Consider the following 15,045-nt stretch of genomic DNA (forward strand, 5'->3'; position numbering starts at 1 on the left):
CAACTAGAAACTAGCATAACCAAATCGAAAAAAAGTATTTGAATTGGCAATAGTACCCGTACAGCTTGCAGCTTGTGTTTTTATTGAGTTTGAAAGATATTTTGAATCATCGGTTTGTCTACACCAGCCGCAGCGCGGTCTAATTCTGCTACTTCCCCACTGTCTAACAACCAATCTTTAGCATCAATGTTATCTTGGGCTTGTTTGGCGTTTTTGGCTCCTGGAATGGGAATTGTATCTTTGGCAATACACCAGTTAATTGCTACTTGGGACATGGTTTTCTGACGAGATTCGGCGATCGCCTGTAGGCAGTTTAATAGCGATCGCGCCTGGGGAACCAATCTTCTAAACAACAAACCTCTGAGTCCTTTGGGATAAGTGCTTTTATCTGTATATTTACCCGTAAGAATTCCCAAACATAGAGGACTGTAGGCAATAAGTTTAATTCCCAACTCATCGCAAACTTCTTTAACTCCTAGTTCGGTAACGGGTTTGGTAGAAAGCAAGGAGTATTGAACCTGTAAAGTAGTAATGGGAACGCCGCGATCGCTAAATTTTTGGTGTATTTCTTTCAGTCTTTTAGGACCATAATTAGACAAACCGACTCCCTCAACTAGTCCTCGTTCGTATAGATCTGCCAGTCCATCTAAAAACCACCATTCTTGCCAGGGAAAATAATTGGCTGTAGACCAGTGCATTTGCACTAAATCTATGTTTCGTCCCATACGTTTTGCCGAAGCTTCTGCTGCTGAAACTGCCGAACCAGCAGTCAATCTCCAGGGATAGGGAGCGAGTTTGGTTGCCAGACAAATTTTATCTCGATTTGCTCCGCTATATTCATTGGCAAATTTACCTAATAGTTCTTCACTACGTCCGCTTAGTCTGCCAGTACCGTAAGAATCTCCAGTATCGAACAATGTCACCCCGTTACTGACGCAGCGATCGAATACGCCCTGTAGCTCCTCATCCATGCTTTTATCGTAATTCCAGAGTAGGCGATTACCCCAAGCCCAGGTACCGCAACCCATTACGGGAAGATGAATTTTGTTTGAATTCTCGTTCATAAAGCTCTCAGATTTGTCGCTAGTTTTTGGTTATCGTTAAAACTAGTCGCTTTAATGCCAAAAACAAAATTTAGTATTTTATTAGTTACGCGATCGACTGCTCAACTAACCATTAACTATTAACATCTCATACAAAACTAGGCAGGCGCACGATAAGTTTATTAATCACAAATTTGTAGCCACTTGCAATATAGTTTTGCTCATGCTGGGAAACAATCGATGGAAGAAAGCAGGAAACTTAGCCGAACCGACAACTATCGAACCATGAGAGTGTTTAACTGCTTTCCAAATTGCTTTGGCGACATCTTCTGACTCGCTAGCAAGGGGACTTTCAATAAATTTTTCCATATCTTGGCGGCGCTGTTTTTCTTTTTGAGGATCTTTATCTCTAAAAACGGCTCTTTCTAAAAAATCAGTTTTAGTAACGCTAGGATGTACGCCGCTAACATGAATGCCTTGTGGTTCTAGTTCGATTCGCATCGTTTCGGTTAAGCCAACGATCGCATGTTTGCTAGTACAGTAAGCAGTCATATTTGGCATAGGTACTTTACCACCAAAAGAACCGACATTGATAATGCTGCCCTGTTTTCTCTCCAGCATTTGGGGCAATACGGCTTTAATTGCGTAAATATAGCCCCAAAGATTGGTGTTAATAATTTTTTCCCAATCTTCAATACTGGTTTGTGCCATACTCGCACTCATGCATATACCTGCATTGTTAATCAAAACATCGATCTGACCGAAGCGTTCTATACCTTTAGCAACGAGAGTTTCTACGGCGGCGCGATCGCGTGTATCTGTAGGAATAGCTAATACTTCACCGCCCAAACTTTCAATCTCTTTAGCAACTGCATTGAGTTCGCTGGCAGTACGTGAGGCAATAACTGTATTGTAACCACGACGAGCAAATAGCAATGCGGTAGATTTACCAATACCTTGAGATGCGCCCGTAATCAAAACTGTAGGAGTCATATTTTATAAGAATTAGATCGGAAAATTGTTATCTATATAACTTAATTTTGACTCATAAACTTACCGAAAGTTAATCGTCTTCCACTTCACCTCTCATTATTTTTTACGAGCTTTCCAAGTTCCCCCATAGCGATAATAAGGATTATCTTTGCTTACTTGTTGCCAGCACTGAGGACAAACTAACACCCAGTCGGCTTCTTCTCGATACTGAATGCGATAGCGTATATCGCTAAGATTTTGACATAATTCGCAGGGTTTTAATTTTGCTTGGGACATAAAAACTTCTATATATATTTGTACGAGCATCTCATCAAGAAAATTCAGGTAAGGGTGATTCGCGAATCGCCCTTACCTTTAGCTACAATCTAATTAATTTAATTTACACTTCTTAATAATTACTTATAGCTGAACGGGACAAATAAAATGCCACAAACCGCTTTAAATTTAATCGCGATCGGGATTTTTACCATGACCATGTTTACTTTACTAGGTCCTTTATTCGATATATCTCCCTACATACCTGCTGCCGCTACCTTTGGAATATTGGGTTTAGCAACGGTAGACACTCTAACCTGCGATAGTCGGGGAGTTAGTTTGTTGCTCGATTTATTTGCCACCAAAGAACAACGCCAACGAATTATCGAACACGAAGCGGGTCATTTTTTAACCGCTTATTTTTTGGGTATTCCCATTACTGGCTATACCCTAACAGCTTGGGAAGTAATCAAACAAGGTCGCTTGGGTAATGGCGGTGTAGAGTTCGATACGGAAGCTCTGACAGATAAGCCATTCGATTTAGAACAGATGCGTTTGACTCTAGATCGCTGTTGTACGGTATGGATGGCAGGAATTGCCGCAGAAAAAATGCAACACGGTGACGCTAAAGGCGGTGCTGAGGATCGCGCTCAATTACGAAAAGCCTTAACTCTAGCAGGTTTGCAAAAAAAAGCCTATCCACAAAAAGAACGCTGGGCGAGGTTACAGGCTACTAATTTGTTAGAAAGACATCAAAAATCTTATCAAGCTTTAGTAGAGGCAATGAAAGCTAGAGCTTCTGTGGAAGAATGTTGTCTGGCAATTCAACAATATTGCTCTGCCGATAGTGAAGAATTAAGCAGTAATGTCAAAGAAGTATAAGTGCTAATGTTAACAAGCATCTAATTAATATTTCGATTAAAAATATTGGTGTTTGCAACTGAATCGCTATCGGTATTGAGAACTAAAAAAAGTATTTTATCAGAAATTCTTTTCTGTCAATAGTATGAATAGAGTTAAATCAATTTACCCAAAACTTACTAATGCAAACCACATCTGAATATATTTGCGCTTTTTGTGGCGAACCCAATACTACCTTTGTCGATATTAGTGGGGGAATACAGCAAACATATACCGAAGACTGTCAGGTTTGTTGTCGTCCCAACGTTCTGTACGTGCGTGTCGATGAAGATACTCTTGAGGTAGAAATAGACAGCGACTACGAACAATAACGGTCTAAGTAATCGATCGATGAACAATTGATAATCGACAATTATTCATTATCCATTCTTAATTATCAATTATTGAATACTCCAACCTACTATCATAAGTATTGATGTATTTATAAACTGTTAGATTTTGATGCCGACTACTATTGATACTCAAGAACTTAAAGCTATAGATGATAAACTTTCTAAACGGGCGATCGCGCTAGACCCAGGAGGATATTATATTATTTATTTAGACCGCCAAGCGGGATTAATCTGCGCCAAACACTATACCAACATTATTAATGACAAAGGTTTGGCAGTAGACCCCGAAACGGGTAAAGTGATTGCCGCTAGAGGGAAAAAAATCGAACGTCAGGCAACCAAACTTTATGTAGGCAGAACCGCTAAAGAATTGTGCGTCAAGGTTATAGAAGAACCTCAACCCTGTCCTATTACCATGTTGGATCATGCGGCATATTTGGGTCGGGAGTTTGCCAGGGCTGAGTATGCGTTAATTAACAACGAAGAATACATTCAAGACTAAGTGCCGCTAACGTACCAGAAATAAGTAGCCATAGGAATTATGGTTGCTAAAACTAGAAAGCCAATAATCCAAGCTGCCGAAATACCTTGCTTGGTATCTTCGGCTTTGGTAAACGTACCTTCAACCTGAACGTTATCAACTATTTCTGGCGGTCCTGGATCTTCTTGTCCTGATAACACTGCTACTAAGCGATCGCTGGAGTCGAGAAAAGCCTGATTGTATTTATTACCCGTTCTAAGATCGTAGCCTACAGTGTCATTGACTAAGCTTTTAGCTATTTCTTCATTGACTAACTTTTTAGCTTTCTCGCCAGTACGAATGGCTGCGTTATTAGTTAGGGTATCTAAAACTAGTAGAGTTTGATTGGCTCTTTCCGATTTATCGTACCAAGTAGTAAATAGTTTGTCAGCCAAACTATCGATTGTCTCTCCATAATCCAAGCGACGAATAGCTACCATCCTGACTTCTTGACCAGTCTCTTTAGCTAATTTTTTAAAGGTACTGGTTAATTTGCTTTCATTAGAAAAGCTAATTTCATCGGCTGTATCTACGACCCAAACATCTTCAGTATTGGGATTGGGTAGATCGGAAATTCCAGTAGCGAATACTGGCATTGCCAGAGAAAAAACGGCAAATACAAGCAATAATATTGGAGGAATAAGGCGTTTAAGCATAATGTAAAGTTAGTTTGATTAACTACGCTAGATATGGTTTCGTTTTGAAAATTGTAAACTGCGCTTGACTACAGAGTAATCTGCAACCAAAAAAGTCTGATGTAAATTGTATTAATTAAATAATAAAGCCCAGAGATACCTCTGGGCTGAAATCTATTTTCAAAATTGAGATTAAAGAACTGTTGTTTTTGTGGTACTTAATACCAAAAATCTATTAAAGACCAGGAATTAGTTCTTGAATATTCCCAATATATGCCGTAGATAACAAGAAATAGGCAAAGAACGCTCCACCTACGCCACCAACGAAGAAGCCACTGGCAAATTCACTCCAGCCTTCTTTAGTTTTTAAACCTTCAGGAATTTCGGGAGTAGTTACTGTAGCAACTGGTTCTCCGCCCATGGCGTTAGCATACAAAGATAGACATAAAGTCAGAATTGTTATCAAACCCAGGGAAGACAAGAAAGCAGCAATGTCAGCACTCGCCGTATCCCGTAGGGGACCCAATACTAAAAAAGGACCGTAGATAAAATATCCGTGAGCCAATCCAACTTCTAAACCCCGACGAAATGGAGATAATCCCGAACGGTAAGCAGGAAGGTTGCCAATAAAAGTCTTGCTAAAATCGGATGAATTTAAAGGGGTTGCTAGATTTCCTCTTTGAGGATCTCCAGCAGCAGGTTGAATTGAAGTATATTCGTCCATAAAATTTGATTTCTCCTTAGATAATAATATTTTACAAATCCTTGAAATAGCACCACTTTAACTTGGTTTAAGCCCTATTTTTGTTAAGAATCTTTATAACTAGCCAAATCATACCTATGTTCGCAGTAATATCCAAGTTGTCAACGTTTTAATACAAAATAGGAAAAAAAAATATGATTGGCGATTATGCAGCAGCTTGGCTTCCCGTAGCAATGGTTCCTTTAGTCGGCTTGGTGGGTGCTGGGGTTGCTATGGCTCTTTTATTCATATACATCGAAAATGAGGCTTAAATTTAGCAAATATCTTTTTTTGCGCGATAAATAGCCTATTTTGCTTGTGCCTGCGAAATGCGGTTAGCACAGGCATGGTCTGTTAACGATGGTGTCCCTTTAATATTGCTCTGCCCAATTGGTAGAGCCTTTTTTTGGGTTTTAGTTGTTGTCAACTATTAACCTTTCAACTTTTGAGAAAATAATGCCTGGGTAATCTTGGTAAGATGCGATCGCAGACAAATAAAGTTCCCGAAGCGACACACAAAGGAATAGTTACTAGATTTACTAAGGGAATACTTATCAAGCCCAGACAAACTACACCAAACGTCGCACTAGCGGGTAAACTACGCCCGACAATTGACAGTTTGTGACGAAAGCGCAGTCTCCTTCTTTCGAGAGGAGAATCGAGAAAATCGAGACTAACAATAGTAACGGTTAAGATAAAAGAGCCAACAGTAGAAATAACGGTTCCCACACCTGGAAATAAACCCGATACAAGTAAAGGGATACCTACTATGGCTATTAAAACTAATTTTTTTAGTTCGTATAAAATTGCTCTGCCTAAATCGCTGACGATATTAATTTCAATAATTTCTACTTTACCAGTGCGAATTTTTTCTAACTGTTCTGATAGTTGACCGTACCAAGGTGCGCCAAGCAAAACTCCAAATTGGGTGAGAACAAATCCCGTAGCTACCAATAAAATTATTATTAAAATAAAGCGCAGTACAAAGAACAATCCTGTAATGGCATATTCCAAAAAAGACAACCATTGCGGTAAATTAGTAGTTATTCTATCGAGCCATAAAGCCAAATCCATTTCTAGCCCGTTAACAATTTGCCAACCAAAAAAAAGTAAGCCTCCATACAGCGCGATCGCCACAACAAAATTAACCAAAATTGGGACGGCAATAAATTTCCATAGACGGGGATGCCTTTTAAAAGTCAACAATGCTCTTAAAGGATAACTCGCCCCCGATAGAGTACCAAAGCCACCTAAAATTTTCCTGATAATTTTTCCCATAGCATTTTTAAACTCAAACCACCATGACCTCGTGTAGTAAATAGAAATTACGAACAATTTCGCTTGCCTTTCTAGCCACGGAATCTCCACTACTTCAGTACGAGAAAGATGACACAATTAATCAAACTGTCGATTTGCTTGGTTCTGTAACTGATTCGCTAACGGATGATTCTTCTAACTGTTCGATAATACCAATAATTTCTCTTTCAAAAGTGACCTGAGCGCGATTGGTTTTACCACCAAAATAAAAATTATCTTCCGTTTCTAACGCCCAAATTTGCGAGTGGGAAAAATAGCTCATTACGACACCCAACATCAACAGGGCAAAGCCGCTATAAACGATGGGAACGCCAGGATCGGCTTTAATTTGTAAACCCGTACTGCCAATTACGTCGATTAGCTGGAGATTAATGTCATCGACAACAATACTCTGACCAATACGGACTGCATTAATTAATTTTCCAGAGCGATCGTAGACTAAAACAGTACCCTGTAAGTCTTGTGCCAACAACGAAACCCCTTTACTGAGATCGGGTTTGATGGGCAACCAGGTTCCCCAGATGTTACCGCCGCCTAATGTTTCTAATTTAGCCATCGGTAACTGAAAAATGGGGCTGTTGTTGAGTCGAACTCTAACTGCCGCGATCGCCCAATTGGTTTGATAGAAAGTAACCCCGTCGTAGCGTAAGGGTTGATTGACATAAATTGTCTGGCGTTTTAATTCTTCACCGCAGTCGCTTATTACCGAAAGATCGGAATAAAATTGATCGATCGCGCCATCTTCTGTATAGTCAATCCAAAAGCGATTTACTTTTACTCCCCAGTCGGTAGGAATTTGCGCGGTGGCTAACGGTCCTGCTTCGATAATATTTCTCACCTGAAAAAACTTACCGCTAGGAATCATCTCTTGGGCGAAAAACCCCGTAAATATGCCCCAAACTCCTCCAGCGAGAACGATTAACATCCCTGCATGAACGATAATCGGTCCAATACGTCCGATAATACCTTTACGAGCGTAAATAGCATTATCTTGCTGAAAAACTTTGTAGTTTTTTTGTTCTAATAAAGGTGCAAGAGTTTTAAGGGAACCAGAATCTAACTCCGTACTCAAAGCTAATTTTTCAAACTGACGGGATTGTTGATAGTGCTTCCATTTACGGGCAGCTTTTAGGGCTGGCAACTGACGAGTAAAAGTACAGGCGGTTAGGCTAGTGCCAAATAGAACCAGTAAAGATAAATACCACCAGGTACTATAAACATGATTTAAACCCCAGGCTAAAATGACTTTCCACGTTAAAAAGCCATATAAAGCAGGGGATTCGGGATAGTTTTGCTGATAGAAAGTTAGAGATTCTCCCTGTTCGATAACCGTACCTGCAATACTCAATACGGCAATTACCAGCAGCATGACAATCGCCAAACGCAAATCGGCAATTATGCCAACAAAACGGCGAAACAGAGAACGGGGTGACAGAGAATTAGAATCCGACATTTATAAAAAGTAGAAAGTAGAAAGTAATTTAGGCTTTAGAAAAAAGACATTTAGCATTTAGCATTTAACACTGCTCATTGTTCATTGCTCATTGTTAAGCGATCGCGCTACTAACGCGAGTTAACAAAGAAAATATACCAAAACCTAACAATAAAGCACCACTTACGGGATTTATCCAGCTAGACCAACGGCGCAGTTCTAAGAGTTTTTTAATCGAAGCCGTAAAAGTTCCTGCTAAAACTAAGGGGGCAACATAGCCAATAGCATAAGCAACTAGTAAACCCGCACCAACTACTAAATCTTGAGTTGCAGCTACCCAGGCGAGTAAAGTTGCTAAAACTGGCGTACTACATGGAGAAGCAATTAAGCCAAAAGTTAAACCGATTAAATAAGAACGCACTCCGCTAGGTAAATCTTCGCCAATCCAGTCGGTTGCACCTAATGAAGGAAAACGCAAAGGCAAAATTTCTAGTAAATTAAGTCCCATGGCGATCGCCACCAAGCTTACAAATATTGGCAGTCCAATACCTATCTGTCCGTAAACCTTACCTACAGAAGTAGCAACGATACCTAACGCTGCTAGCGTTGTTGCCAAACCAAAAGCAAACCACATTGACTGTGCCGCAGCCTGCAATCTTCCCTGAGACTCATAACCCCCAATATAGCCAACCGTAATCGGCAGCATCGACAACATACAGGGGGTAAGACTAGTTAACAATCCTGCTACAAAAATAATTCCCAAACTAACGATGCTGAGATGGGTTAGTTGAGTAGAAACCAGGCGATCGGCATATCTTTCTAACCAAAATAATTGCGTTTGTATAAATTCTAACATTAAAATATAACAGTACCAGAGAATATTAGAACCTTAACGTAAAATTATTACTTCCTGCCTTTTATCTACCAAGACCGATCGAGGTCTTAACCTGTTTAACGTAATTCTACAGTTTTTGTTGGTGAAATTTGTTAGCTAGTACCGAAATTATCAAAAAACAAAAAATTTATTCTTCGTCACTATTATAAACATCTACCAAAATAGAGTAATTGCGTCCATCACCATCGTTACCCCATCTCGAACGATCTTGCTCGATCAATCTTACATCGGGTTGTGACATTTGAAGCAAATAAGCTTCTTCTCCAAAAGTACTTTCGTTAGTATTAAAATTCCAATTATCCGAACTTCTTGACTCTAATTCTCCAATAAAACGAACTTGGTCATTTAAAGGAATATTATCTTCATTAGCAAAAGCCGTTCCACAAGTTAAAGTAAGTCCTACAGTGCTTAAAGCTACTAGTAGATGATTATTTTTCATCGTCTTGTTTAAATTTATGACATTTTATATTTCAATATTAGATCGAGATATTTTTAGCAAAATATATCTTGAGACTGATTTCACTTGGGGTTTTGCTATATCAAAAAAACTTTAGCTTTAGATGTTAAGACAAAAAGAAAAGGTTTTGTAAAAATTACAAAACCTTTGATATTAATTTTTGAAAAATACTCAATCTAGCAAACTATACAAAATAAAATTAGTTAGGTGCTAGAGTAAGATACATTAGACTTCTACTTCTAGAATTTAGTTCGTCTACATCGGCAACATCAGAAAGCCGTTCGACTATATTTTCTAGCTTTTCTTTGCCTTTATGAACAAACGCTTTTTCTCTACCTCTAAATCTCATAGAGAATTTAACTTTGCTTCCTTTAGAGAGAAATTTGCGTGCATGACGCAGTTTGGTATCGAGATCTCCCGTATCGGTGCAGTATCTTAATTTTAATTCTTTGAGAGTATTTTCCGCCGAATTCTTTTTCGCTTCTGCCTGTTTCTTTTGTTGACGATACTTAAACTTGCCGTAGTCAATCAGCTTACATACTGGCGGAGAAGCTTTCGGTGCTATTTCTACCAAATCCAACTTGCTTTCTTCTGCTAGCGTTAAGGCATCTGATAGCGGTTGGATACCAATCTGTTCGCCTTCGCTGTCTATTATCCTGACGCGCTCGGCATTAATTTTATTGTTTACTTTATATTTTTCAGATTTTTGGAATGGCTTGATAATTTTTTTTCTTCTCGGTCTTCTCAAAAGATTTCCTATCTAATTACTACTTAATATCGATCTTATCATTGTTTTTTAAACTACGCTATATTTCTAAAGTATGAATAGGTAGTCTGACGGTCAAACTTAGTTTGCTCGATCGCTAGCCAAAAATTAAAGGCGATCGCCTATCTGACGAGATTTAGCTATTTTTACTATTAAATTAAGAGTTATATGATTAAAAATAATTCTAATCCAATTTTAAATCTCGATTATGAATTGGCGATCGAAACTTTGGGAGATGATTACTACGATTTAGTACCAGCAGCCGAATTTCCCCAGCATATTTTGCGGTTTCGTAATGATTCTTTGTTGCCTTTAATAGGATTAAATTCTCAAACAGTTAGCGATGCTGATTTCATTGAAGCATTTGGTAAGTTTCAAGGAATGCGTCCGTTTTTAGCCTTAAGATATCATGGCTATCAGTTTGGACAATATAATCCCTATCTTGGTGATGGCAGGGGTTTTTTATACGGACAGGTAAGAGGTACAGACGGCAAGCTTTATGACTTGGGAACTAAGGGTTCGGGAAGAACGCCCTATTCTCGTACTGCTGATGGCAGATTAACTCTAAAAGGTGGAGTTAGAGAAATATTAGCAGCCGAGGCTTTGTTTCAGTTAGGAGTTAAAACTTCTCGCTGTTTGAGCATGATTGAAACGGGAGAATCTTTATGGCGTGGTGACGAACCTTCTCCAACTCGTTCTTCGGTAATGGTTAGATTGAGTCGATCGCATATTCGGTTTGGCACGTTTGAGAGACTGCATTATATTCAGCGTTCGGATTTGATTGAAAAGTTATTAGATAGCGTTATCAAAATTTATTATTCTCATTTGGCAGACACCGAAGAAAAATACAGTAAATTTTATGCCGAATTGGTAGAAAGAACGGGACGGTTGGTCGCACAGTGGATGGCAGCAGGTTTTTGTCATGGCGTATTGAACACAGATAATATGTCGATAACAGGAGAAAGTTTCGATTATGGTCCTTACGCTTTTATTCCTACCTACGATCCGCAGTTTACAGCCGCATATTTTGACTATGGTAGACTCTACAGCTATGGCAATCAACCGCTAATTTGCAAGCACAATTTAGAAATGCTGCAAATACCTTTGAAGGCAATAATTTCTCAATCGGATTTAGAAGCAGGTTTGGCACAGTTTGAAGATAGTTATCAGTCGGAGTATCAAAAATTGATGTTGCAAAAATTGGGTTTTGCAGAGTTACCCGTTTCTCTGGCTGAAGAATTACTTACTCAGACTATTAAACTACTAAGCGATACAGATATTGGCTATCATGCGTTTTTTGCCGAACTAGCAAGTGGTTTTAATTATGATTGGCGGCAAGAAAGTCAGCTAATTTTAGAAAAGACTGAATTTAGTAAACAAGTTAGCGAACGCTGGTGCAGTACATATCATCTTTGTTTGAACAAATTAGCCGTAGAGGAGATGGAATCAGTTGGCGATCGCCTGAAAAAATTCAATCCACAGACAGCTTTACTACGTCCTGTAATAGAATCGGTATGGCAACCAATTATCGCAGCGAATGATTGGCAACCTTTTTACGATCTGTTGTTGAAAATTAAGAATAAAAAATAGAGAATAGAAAATTACGAACACTATAATTAAGACAAGATTTTGTTCGCTTATATCCTTTTAAATTCGGTCTTATAAAGACTTTGACACTAAATTTAGATACGGTTCATCTGATAGACTAACAGCTGTATTCGTAGAACTTTGAAATAATTATTCCACCATGATGCACGGTTTTATTCCGCCAGAACGATACTTTTCCTATTTAACCTGGAATGAAATTGCAGAGATGCCAGACAAGGAGAATGTGGTAATCGTTCAGCCAGTTGGTGCGATCGAACAACACGGATTTCATTTACCCATAGCCGTTGATGCTGCCATTAGCGTAGGGGTATTGGGTAAAGCTTTGAGTAAACTAAATAACAATATTCCTGCCTATGCCTTACCATGTCTTTACTATGGAAAATCTAACGAACACTGGCAGTTTCCAGGCACGATTACTCTAAGTGCCGCTACTTTGTTATCAGTAATTAAAGAAGTGGCAGATAGTATCTATCAAGCGGGATTTCGCAAACTGGTTTTAATGAATTCTCATGGCGGACAACCACAGATTATGGAAATAGCTGCCAGAGATATTCACCAAGAAAAGCAAGATTTCGCCGTATTTCCCTTATTTACTTGGAAAGTACCTCATGTAGCTGGAGAGTTTCTGTCGACTCAAGAAAAAGAGTTAGGCATTCATGCAGGAGATGCCGAAACCAGCATTATGCTGTCTTTGTTACCAGAACAGGTAAAAATGGATCGCGCCGTAACCGAATATCCTCAAGGATTGCCAAAAGATAGTTTGTTGAGTATGGAAGGTAAACTACCCTTTGCTTGGTTGACTAAAGAATTGAGTAAGAGTGGCGTTATGGGTGATGCTAAAGCCGCTACTAAAGAAAAGGGCGATCGCATTTTAGAATCAGTTGCCGATGGTTGGGTAAAAGTTATTGAAGATATTTATCGCTTTCAACAACCGAAGTGTTAAAAATGTATTTTACACAAAATTAATAAATAAAAATACCGCTCTAATCTAAAATCTTTGTGCTGATATATGGCTAAAAGTCCCTATAGTTGGTTAGAAAAAGCTCTAGCAACTATTCATCATGCAAACTGGTATCGTTCGGTAAAAACAATTAAAGGTCGTCCTGGGGCAGTAATTAATCTAGAAGGACGAAAAGTTATTAACTTTGCCAGTAATGACTATTTAGGTTTGGCAGGAGACAAAAGATTAATTCAAGCTGCTATAGAAGCCACGCAAGATTATGGTACTGGTAGTACTGGTTCGCGTTTGCTAAGTGGACACCGCGAGTTACACCAACAGTTGGAACGAGCGATCGCTCAATTAAAACAAACTGAAGCCGCCTTAGTTTTTAGTTCTGGTTATTTGGCAAATATAGGTACCATCGCAGCTTTGGTTGGCAGCAGAGATTTGATCTTAGGTGATGTCTACAATCACTCCAGTTTAAAAGCAGGTGGCAAACTAAGTGGTGCTACTTTAATTAACTACAATCATTGCGATCTAAACGATTTACGCCACAAACTAACAATCAAACGTTCTCTATATCGACGTTGTTTGATTACTACAGATAGCGTTTTTAGTATGGATGGAGATTTATGCCCTTTGTCAGAATTAAGCGCGATCGCGCAAGAGTTTGAGTGTATGTTATTAATCGACGAAGCCCACGCTACTGGTGTTTTAGGTAAAACTGGTGCGGGTTGTGTCGAACACTTTAACCTTACTGGTGCAGAATTAATTCAAGTAGGCACCCTTAGTAAAGCTTTAGGTAGTTTGGGCGGTTATGTAGCTGGTAGTGCCAATCTCATTGATTTTCTACGCAATCGCGCCCCAAGCTGGATTTACACTACAGGACTTTCTCCTGCCGATACTGCAGCAGCCCTGGCAGCCATCGCTATTGTCAAACAAGAACCAGAAAGACGCGAAACTCTAATAAGTCATCGTCAATATTTACAGCGACATTTACCCCAAGCCGATTTATTTTCTTCAGAATCACCAATTATTTGTCTGGGTTTAGCTTCACCTCAAGCAGCTTTAGAGCGATCGCATACTTTACAGGAAGCGGGAATATTTGCCCCTGCAATTCGTCCTCCTACTGTTCCCACTAGTCGCATACGTTTTTCTTTAATGGCAACCCACCAACCAGAACACCTGCAAAAATTAGTAGAGGTTTGGAATTAGTGAGTAGCGTAGACAAATTTTTTCTAGTTGTTGGCAATTTCCACAAATGCTATTTTGGTGCTCGAACAAATTTAACTTACCTGGCAAATTGGAATAAACGGGCTACTACTTCTAGAATTAACTAATTAAAGTAAGACCGACCATAGCGAATAGACCAATTATCGACTTTCTGAGGGAAAGGTGCGATCGCGCACTTCGCGGCTAAAATCGCCAACGGCATCGGTAATAATTTTAGTCAGATCGACATAGGCTTTGGCAAAAGGCGGTTGACTGGCAGATAAACCTAACAAGTCAGCGGTTACTAAAACCTGACCGTCACATTGATTGCCCGCACCAATACCGATAGTCGGAATTGCTAACTTGGAAGTAATGGTGGCTGCTAGTTCGCCAGGAATGTGTTCGAGGATAATCGCAAATGCGCCAGCTTGCTCTAAAGCGATCGCTTCATCGATAATTTTATTAGCTGCGACTTCGGTTTTGCCCTGCTGTTTGTAACCAAGGATACGTACTGATTGAGGAGTCAAACCGACATGACCCATAACAGGAATGCCAATTGCGGTTAACTCGGCTACAGTATCGATAATACGAGGATGTCCGCCTTCAAGTTTTACCGCCGAGACACCTGCTTCTTTTAAAACTTTCCCTGCCGCCTTAATAGCTTGCGAAATACTAGCTTGATAGCTCATAAAAGGCAAGTCGCAAACTACCAAAGCTCGTTCGACTCCCCGACACACTGCTTTAGCATGATGGATCATTTCATCTAAAGTCACGGGTAAGGTATTGGCATGACCCAAGCCTACCATTGCTAGAGAGTCACCGACTAAAATCAAGTCTACTCCTGCTTTATCTAAAACTCGTGCCAGACTATAATCCCATGCAGTCAAACACACAATCGATCTATGTTGCTGTTTCCACTTTGTTAATTGTTGTATCGTTACTGCCATTGCGATCGCACTTTCTACCTTTTCGGCTAC

Annotated in this window: 18 protein-coding genes; 7 read left to right on the forward strand and 11 right to left on the reverse strand. The window is 39.5% G+C overall.

Annotated features, from left to right (window positions below; all coding sequences use genetic code 11):
• Nucleotides 1-80: 80 nt before the first annotated feature.
• The 3 genes from KV40_RS15730 to KV40_RS15740 form a co-directional block, all read right to left on the reverse strand.
• On the reverse strand, nt 81-1,064 hold the full coding sequence (locus tag KV40_RS15730) for an aldo/keto reductase (RefSeq protein ID WP_036483409.1): 984 nt from the start codon (nt 1,062-1,064) through the stop codon (nt 81-83).
• 165 nt (nt 1,065-1,229) lie between these two features.
• On the reverse strand, nt 1,230-2,036 hold the full coding sequence (locus tag KV40_RS15735) for an SDR family oxidoreductase (protein ID WP_036483412.1): 807 nt from the start codon (nt 2,034-2,036) through the stop codon (nt 1,230-1,232).
• 96 nt (nt 2,037-2,132) lie between these two features.
• Nucleotides 2,133-2,312, reverse strand: coding sequence for a hypothetical protein (locus KV40_RS15740; RefSeq protein WP_036483848.1), 180 nt, complete (start codon nt 2,310-2,312; stop codon nt 2,133-2,135).
• Between the two features lie 147 nt (nt 2,313-2,459).
• Here KV40_RS15740 and KV40_RS15745 point away from each other — a divergent pair, with 147 nt between their 5' ends.
• From KV40_RS15745 to KV40_RS15755, 3 genes are all read left to right on the forward strand, one after another.
• Nucleotides 2,460-3,173 (forward strand): hypothetical protein, encoded by a 714-nt coding sequence (locus KV40_RS15745; protein ID WP_036483415.1) that lies wholly within the window; start codon nt 2,460-2,462, stop codon nt 3,171-3,173.
• A 161-nt stretch (nt 3,174-3,334) separates the two neighbouring features.
• Nucleotides 3,335-3,523: a CPXCG motif-containing cysteine-rich protein gene (locus KV40_RS15750; RefSeq protein WP_036483417.1), complete on the forward strand. Its 189-nt coding sequence runs from the start codon at nt 3,335-3,337 to the stop codon at nt 3,521-3,523.
• Nucleotides 3,524-3,653: 130 nt separating this feature from the next.
• Nucleotides 3,654-4,046, forward strand: coding sequence for a DUF4346 domain-containing protein (locus KV40_RS15755; RefSeq protein ID WP_036483420.1), 393 nt, complete (start codon nt 3,654-3,656; stop codon nt 4,044-4,046).
• On the opposite strand, the gene psb32 is transcribed toward KV40_RS15755, so the two are convergent.
• Nucleotides 4,043-4,720, reverse strand: a complete 678-nt coding sequence (gene psb32, locus KV40_RS15760; protein WP_172657297.1) for a photosystem II repair protein Psb32 — start codon at nt 4,718-4,720, stop codon at nt 4,043-4,045. The genes KV40_RS15755 and psb32 overlap by 4 nt on opposite strands.
• Nucleotides 4,721-4,934: 214 nt before the next feature.
• On the reverse strand, nt 4,935-5,423 hold the full coding sequence (locus KV40_RS15765; protein ID WP_036483422.1) for a photosystem I reaction center subunit XI: 489 nt from the start codon (nt 5,421-5,423) through the stop codon (nt 4,935-4,937).
• A gap of 173 nt (nt 5,424-5,596) precedes the next feature.
• Between KV40_RS15765 and KV40_RS15770 the strand changes: the two genes are divergently transcribed.
• Entirely contained in the window at nt 5,597-5,713 is a 117-nt protein-coding gene (locus KV40_RS15770) for a photosystem I reaction center subunit VIII (RefSeq protein ID WP_036483424.1), read from the forward strand.
• Nucleotides 5,714-5,879: 166 nt separating this feature from the next.
• Here the strand turns inward: KV40_RS15770 and KV40_RS15775 are convergent, their stop codons facing one another.
• The 5 genes from KV40_RS15775 to infC form a co-directional block, all read right to left on the reverse strand.
• Complete coding sequence (locus tag KV40_RS15775; protein ID WP_216595625.1) at nt 5,880-6,719, reverse strand: EI24 domain-containing protein; 840 nt, start codon at nt 6,717-6,719, stop codon at nt 5,880-5,882.
• 121 nt (nt 6,720-6,840) lie between these two features.
• Nucleotides 6,841-8,211 (reverse strand): cytochrome c biogenesis protein, encoded by a 1,371-nt coding sequence (locus KV40_RS15780; RefSeq protein ID WP_036483426.1) that lies wholly within the window; start codon nt 8,209-8,211, stop codon nt 6,841-6,843.
• A 94-nt stretch (nt 8,212-8,305) separates the two neighbouring features.
• The gene (locus KV40_RS15785) at nt 8,306-9,046 is read right to left on the reverse strand and encodes a cytochrome c biogenesis protein CcdA (protein WP_036483428.1); all 741 of its coding nucleotides are present in this window, start codon (nt 9,044-9,046) and stop codon (nt 8,306-8,308) included.
• A gap of 166 nt (nt 9,047-9,212) precedes the next feature.
• Nucleotides 9,213-9,524, reverse strand: a complete 312-nt coding sequence (locus KV40_RS15790) for a hypothetical protein (protein ID WP_036483431.1) — start codon at nt 9,522-9,524, stop codon at nt 9,213-9,215.
• Between the two features lie 217 nt (nt 9,525-9,741).
• Nucleotides 9,742-10,290: a translation initiation factor IF-3 gene (gene infC, locus KV40_RS15795; protein WP_052055680.1), complete on the reverse strand. Its 549-nt coding sequence runs from the start codon at nt 10,288-10,290 to the stop codon at nt 9,742-9,744.
• A gap of 186 nt (nt 10,291-10,476) precedes the next feature.
• Here infC and KV40_RS15800 point away from each other — a divergent pair, with 186 nt between their 5' ends.
• The 3 genes from KV40_RS15800 (at nt 10,477) to bioF (ending at nt 14,071) form a co-directional block, all read left to right on the forward strand.
• Nucleotides 10,477-11,898 (forward strand): YdiU family protein, encoded by a 1,422-nt coding sequence (locus KV40_RS15800; protein WP_036483433.1) that lies wholly within the window; start codon nt 10,477-10,479, stop codon nt 11,896-11,898.
• A 157-nt stretch (nt 11,899-12,055) separates the two neighbouring features.
• On the forward strand, nt 12,056-12,859 hold the full coding sequence (locus KV40_RS15805) for a creatininase family protein (RefSeq protein ID WP_036483436.1): 804 nt from the start codon (nt 12,056-12,058) through the stop codon (nt 12,857-12,859).
• Between the two features lie 66 nt (nt 12,860-12,925).
• Complete coding sequence (bioF, locus tag KV40_RS15810) at nt 12,926-14,071, forward strand: 8-amino-7-oxononanoate synthase (protein WP_036483439.1); 1,146 nt, start codon at nt 12,926-12,928, stop codon at nt 14,069-14,071.
• A 158-nt stretch (nt 14,072-14,229) separates the two neighbouring features.
• Here the strand turns inward: bioF and panB are convergent, their stop codons facing one another.
• On the reverse strand, nt 14,230-15,015 hold the full coding sequence (gene panB, locus KV40_RS15815) for a 3-methyl-2-oxobutanoate hydroxymethyltransferase (RefSeq protein WP_036483441.1): 786 nt from the start codon (nt 15,013-15,015) through the stop codon (nt 14,230-14,232).
• Nucleotides 15,016-15,045 lie beyond the last annotated feature (30 nt).

Origin of the sequence: Myxosarcina sp. GI1 (assembly GCF_000756305.1) — a bacterium.
Classification (GTDB): Bacteria; Cyanobacteriota; Cyanobacteriia; order Cyanobacteriales; family Xenococcaceae; genus Myxosarcina.

Bases quoted from the DNA above. Each gene is read 5' to 3' on its own strand.
- psb32 (WP_172657297.1), bottom strand. From the start codon at position 4,720: ATGCTTAAACGCCTTATTCCTCCAATATTATTGCTTGTATTTGCCGTT.
- KV40_RS15750 (WP_036483417.1), top strand. From the start codon at position 3,335: ATGCAAACCACATCTGAATATATTTGCGCTTTTTGTGGCGAACCCAAT.
- KV40_RS15770 (WP_036483424.1), top strand. From the start codon at position 5,597: ATGATTGGCGATTATGCAGCAGCTTGGCTTCCCGTAGCAATGGTTCCT.
- KV40_RS15780 (WP_036483426.1), bottom strand. From the start codon at position 8,211: ATGTCGGATTCTAATTCTCTGTCACCCCGTTCTCTGTTTCGCCGTTTT.
- KV40_RS15785 (WP_036483428.1), bottom strand. From the start codon at position 9,046: ATGTTAGAATTTATACAAACGCAATTATTTTGGTTAGAAAGATATGCC.
- bioF (WP_036483439.1), top strand. From the start codon at position 12,926: ATGGCTAAAAGTCCCTATAGTTGGTTAGAAAAAGCTCTAGCAACTATT.
- KV40_RS15730 (WP_036483409.1), bottom strand. From the start codon at position 1,064: ATGAACGAGAATTCAAACAAAATTCATCTTCCCGTAATGGGTTGCGGT.
- KV40_RS15775 (WP_216595625.1), bottom strand. From the start codon at position 6,719: ATGGGAAAAATTATCAGGAAAATTTTAGGTGGCTTTGGTACTCTATCG.
- panB (WP_036483441.1), bottom strand. From the start codon at position 15,015: ATGGCAGTAACGATACAACAATTAACAAAGTGGAAACAGCAACATAGA.
- KV40_RS15765 (WP_036483422.1), bottom strand. From the start codon at position 5,423: ATGGACGAATATACTTCAATTCAACCTGCTGCTGGAGATCCTCAAAGA.
- KV40_RS15790 (WP_036483431.1), bottom strand. From the start codon at position 9,524: ATGAAAAATAATCATCTACTAGTAGCTTTAAGCACTGTAGGACTTACT.
- KV40_RS15745 (WP_036483415.1), top strand. From the start codon at position 2,460: ATGCCACAAACCGCTTTAAATTTAATCGCGATCGGGATTTTTACCATG.
- KV40_RS15755 (WP_036483420.1), top strand. From the start codon at position 3,654: ATGCCGACTACTATTGATACTCAAGAACTTAAAGCTATAGATGATAAA.
- KV40_RS15805 (WP_036483436.1), top strand. From the start codon at position 12,056: ATGATGCACGGTTTTATTCCGCCAGAACGATACTTTTCCTATTTAACC.
- KV40_RS15800 (WP_036483433.1), top strand. From the start codon at position 10,477: ATGATTAAAAATAATTCTAATCCAATTTTAAATCTCGATTATGAATTG.
- KV40_RS15735 (WP_036483412.1), bottom strand. From the start codon at position 2,036: ATGACTCCTACAGTTTTGATTACGGGCGCATCTCAAGGTATTGGTAAA.
- KV40_RS15740 (WP_036483848.1), bottom strand. From the start codon at position 2,312: ATGTCCCAAGCAAAATTAAAACCCTGCGAATTATGTCAAAATCTTAGC.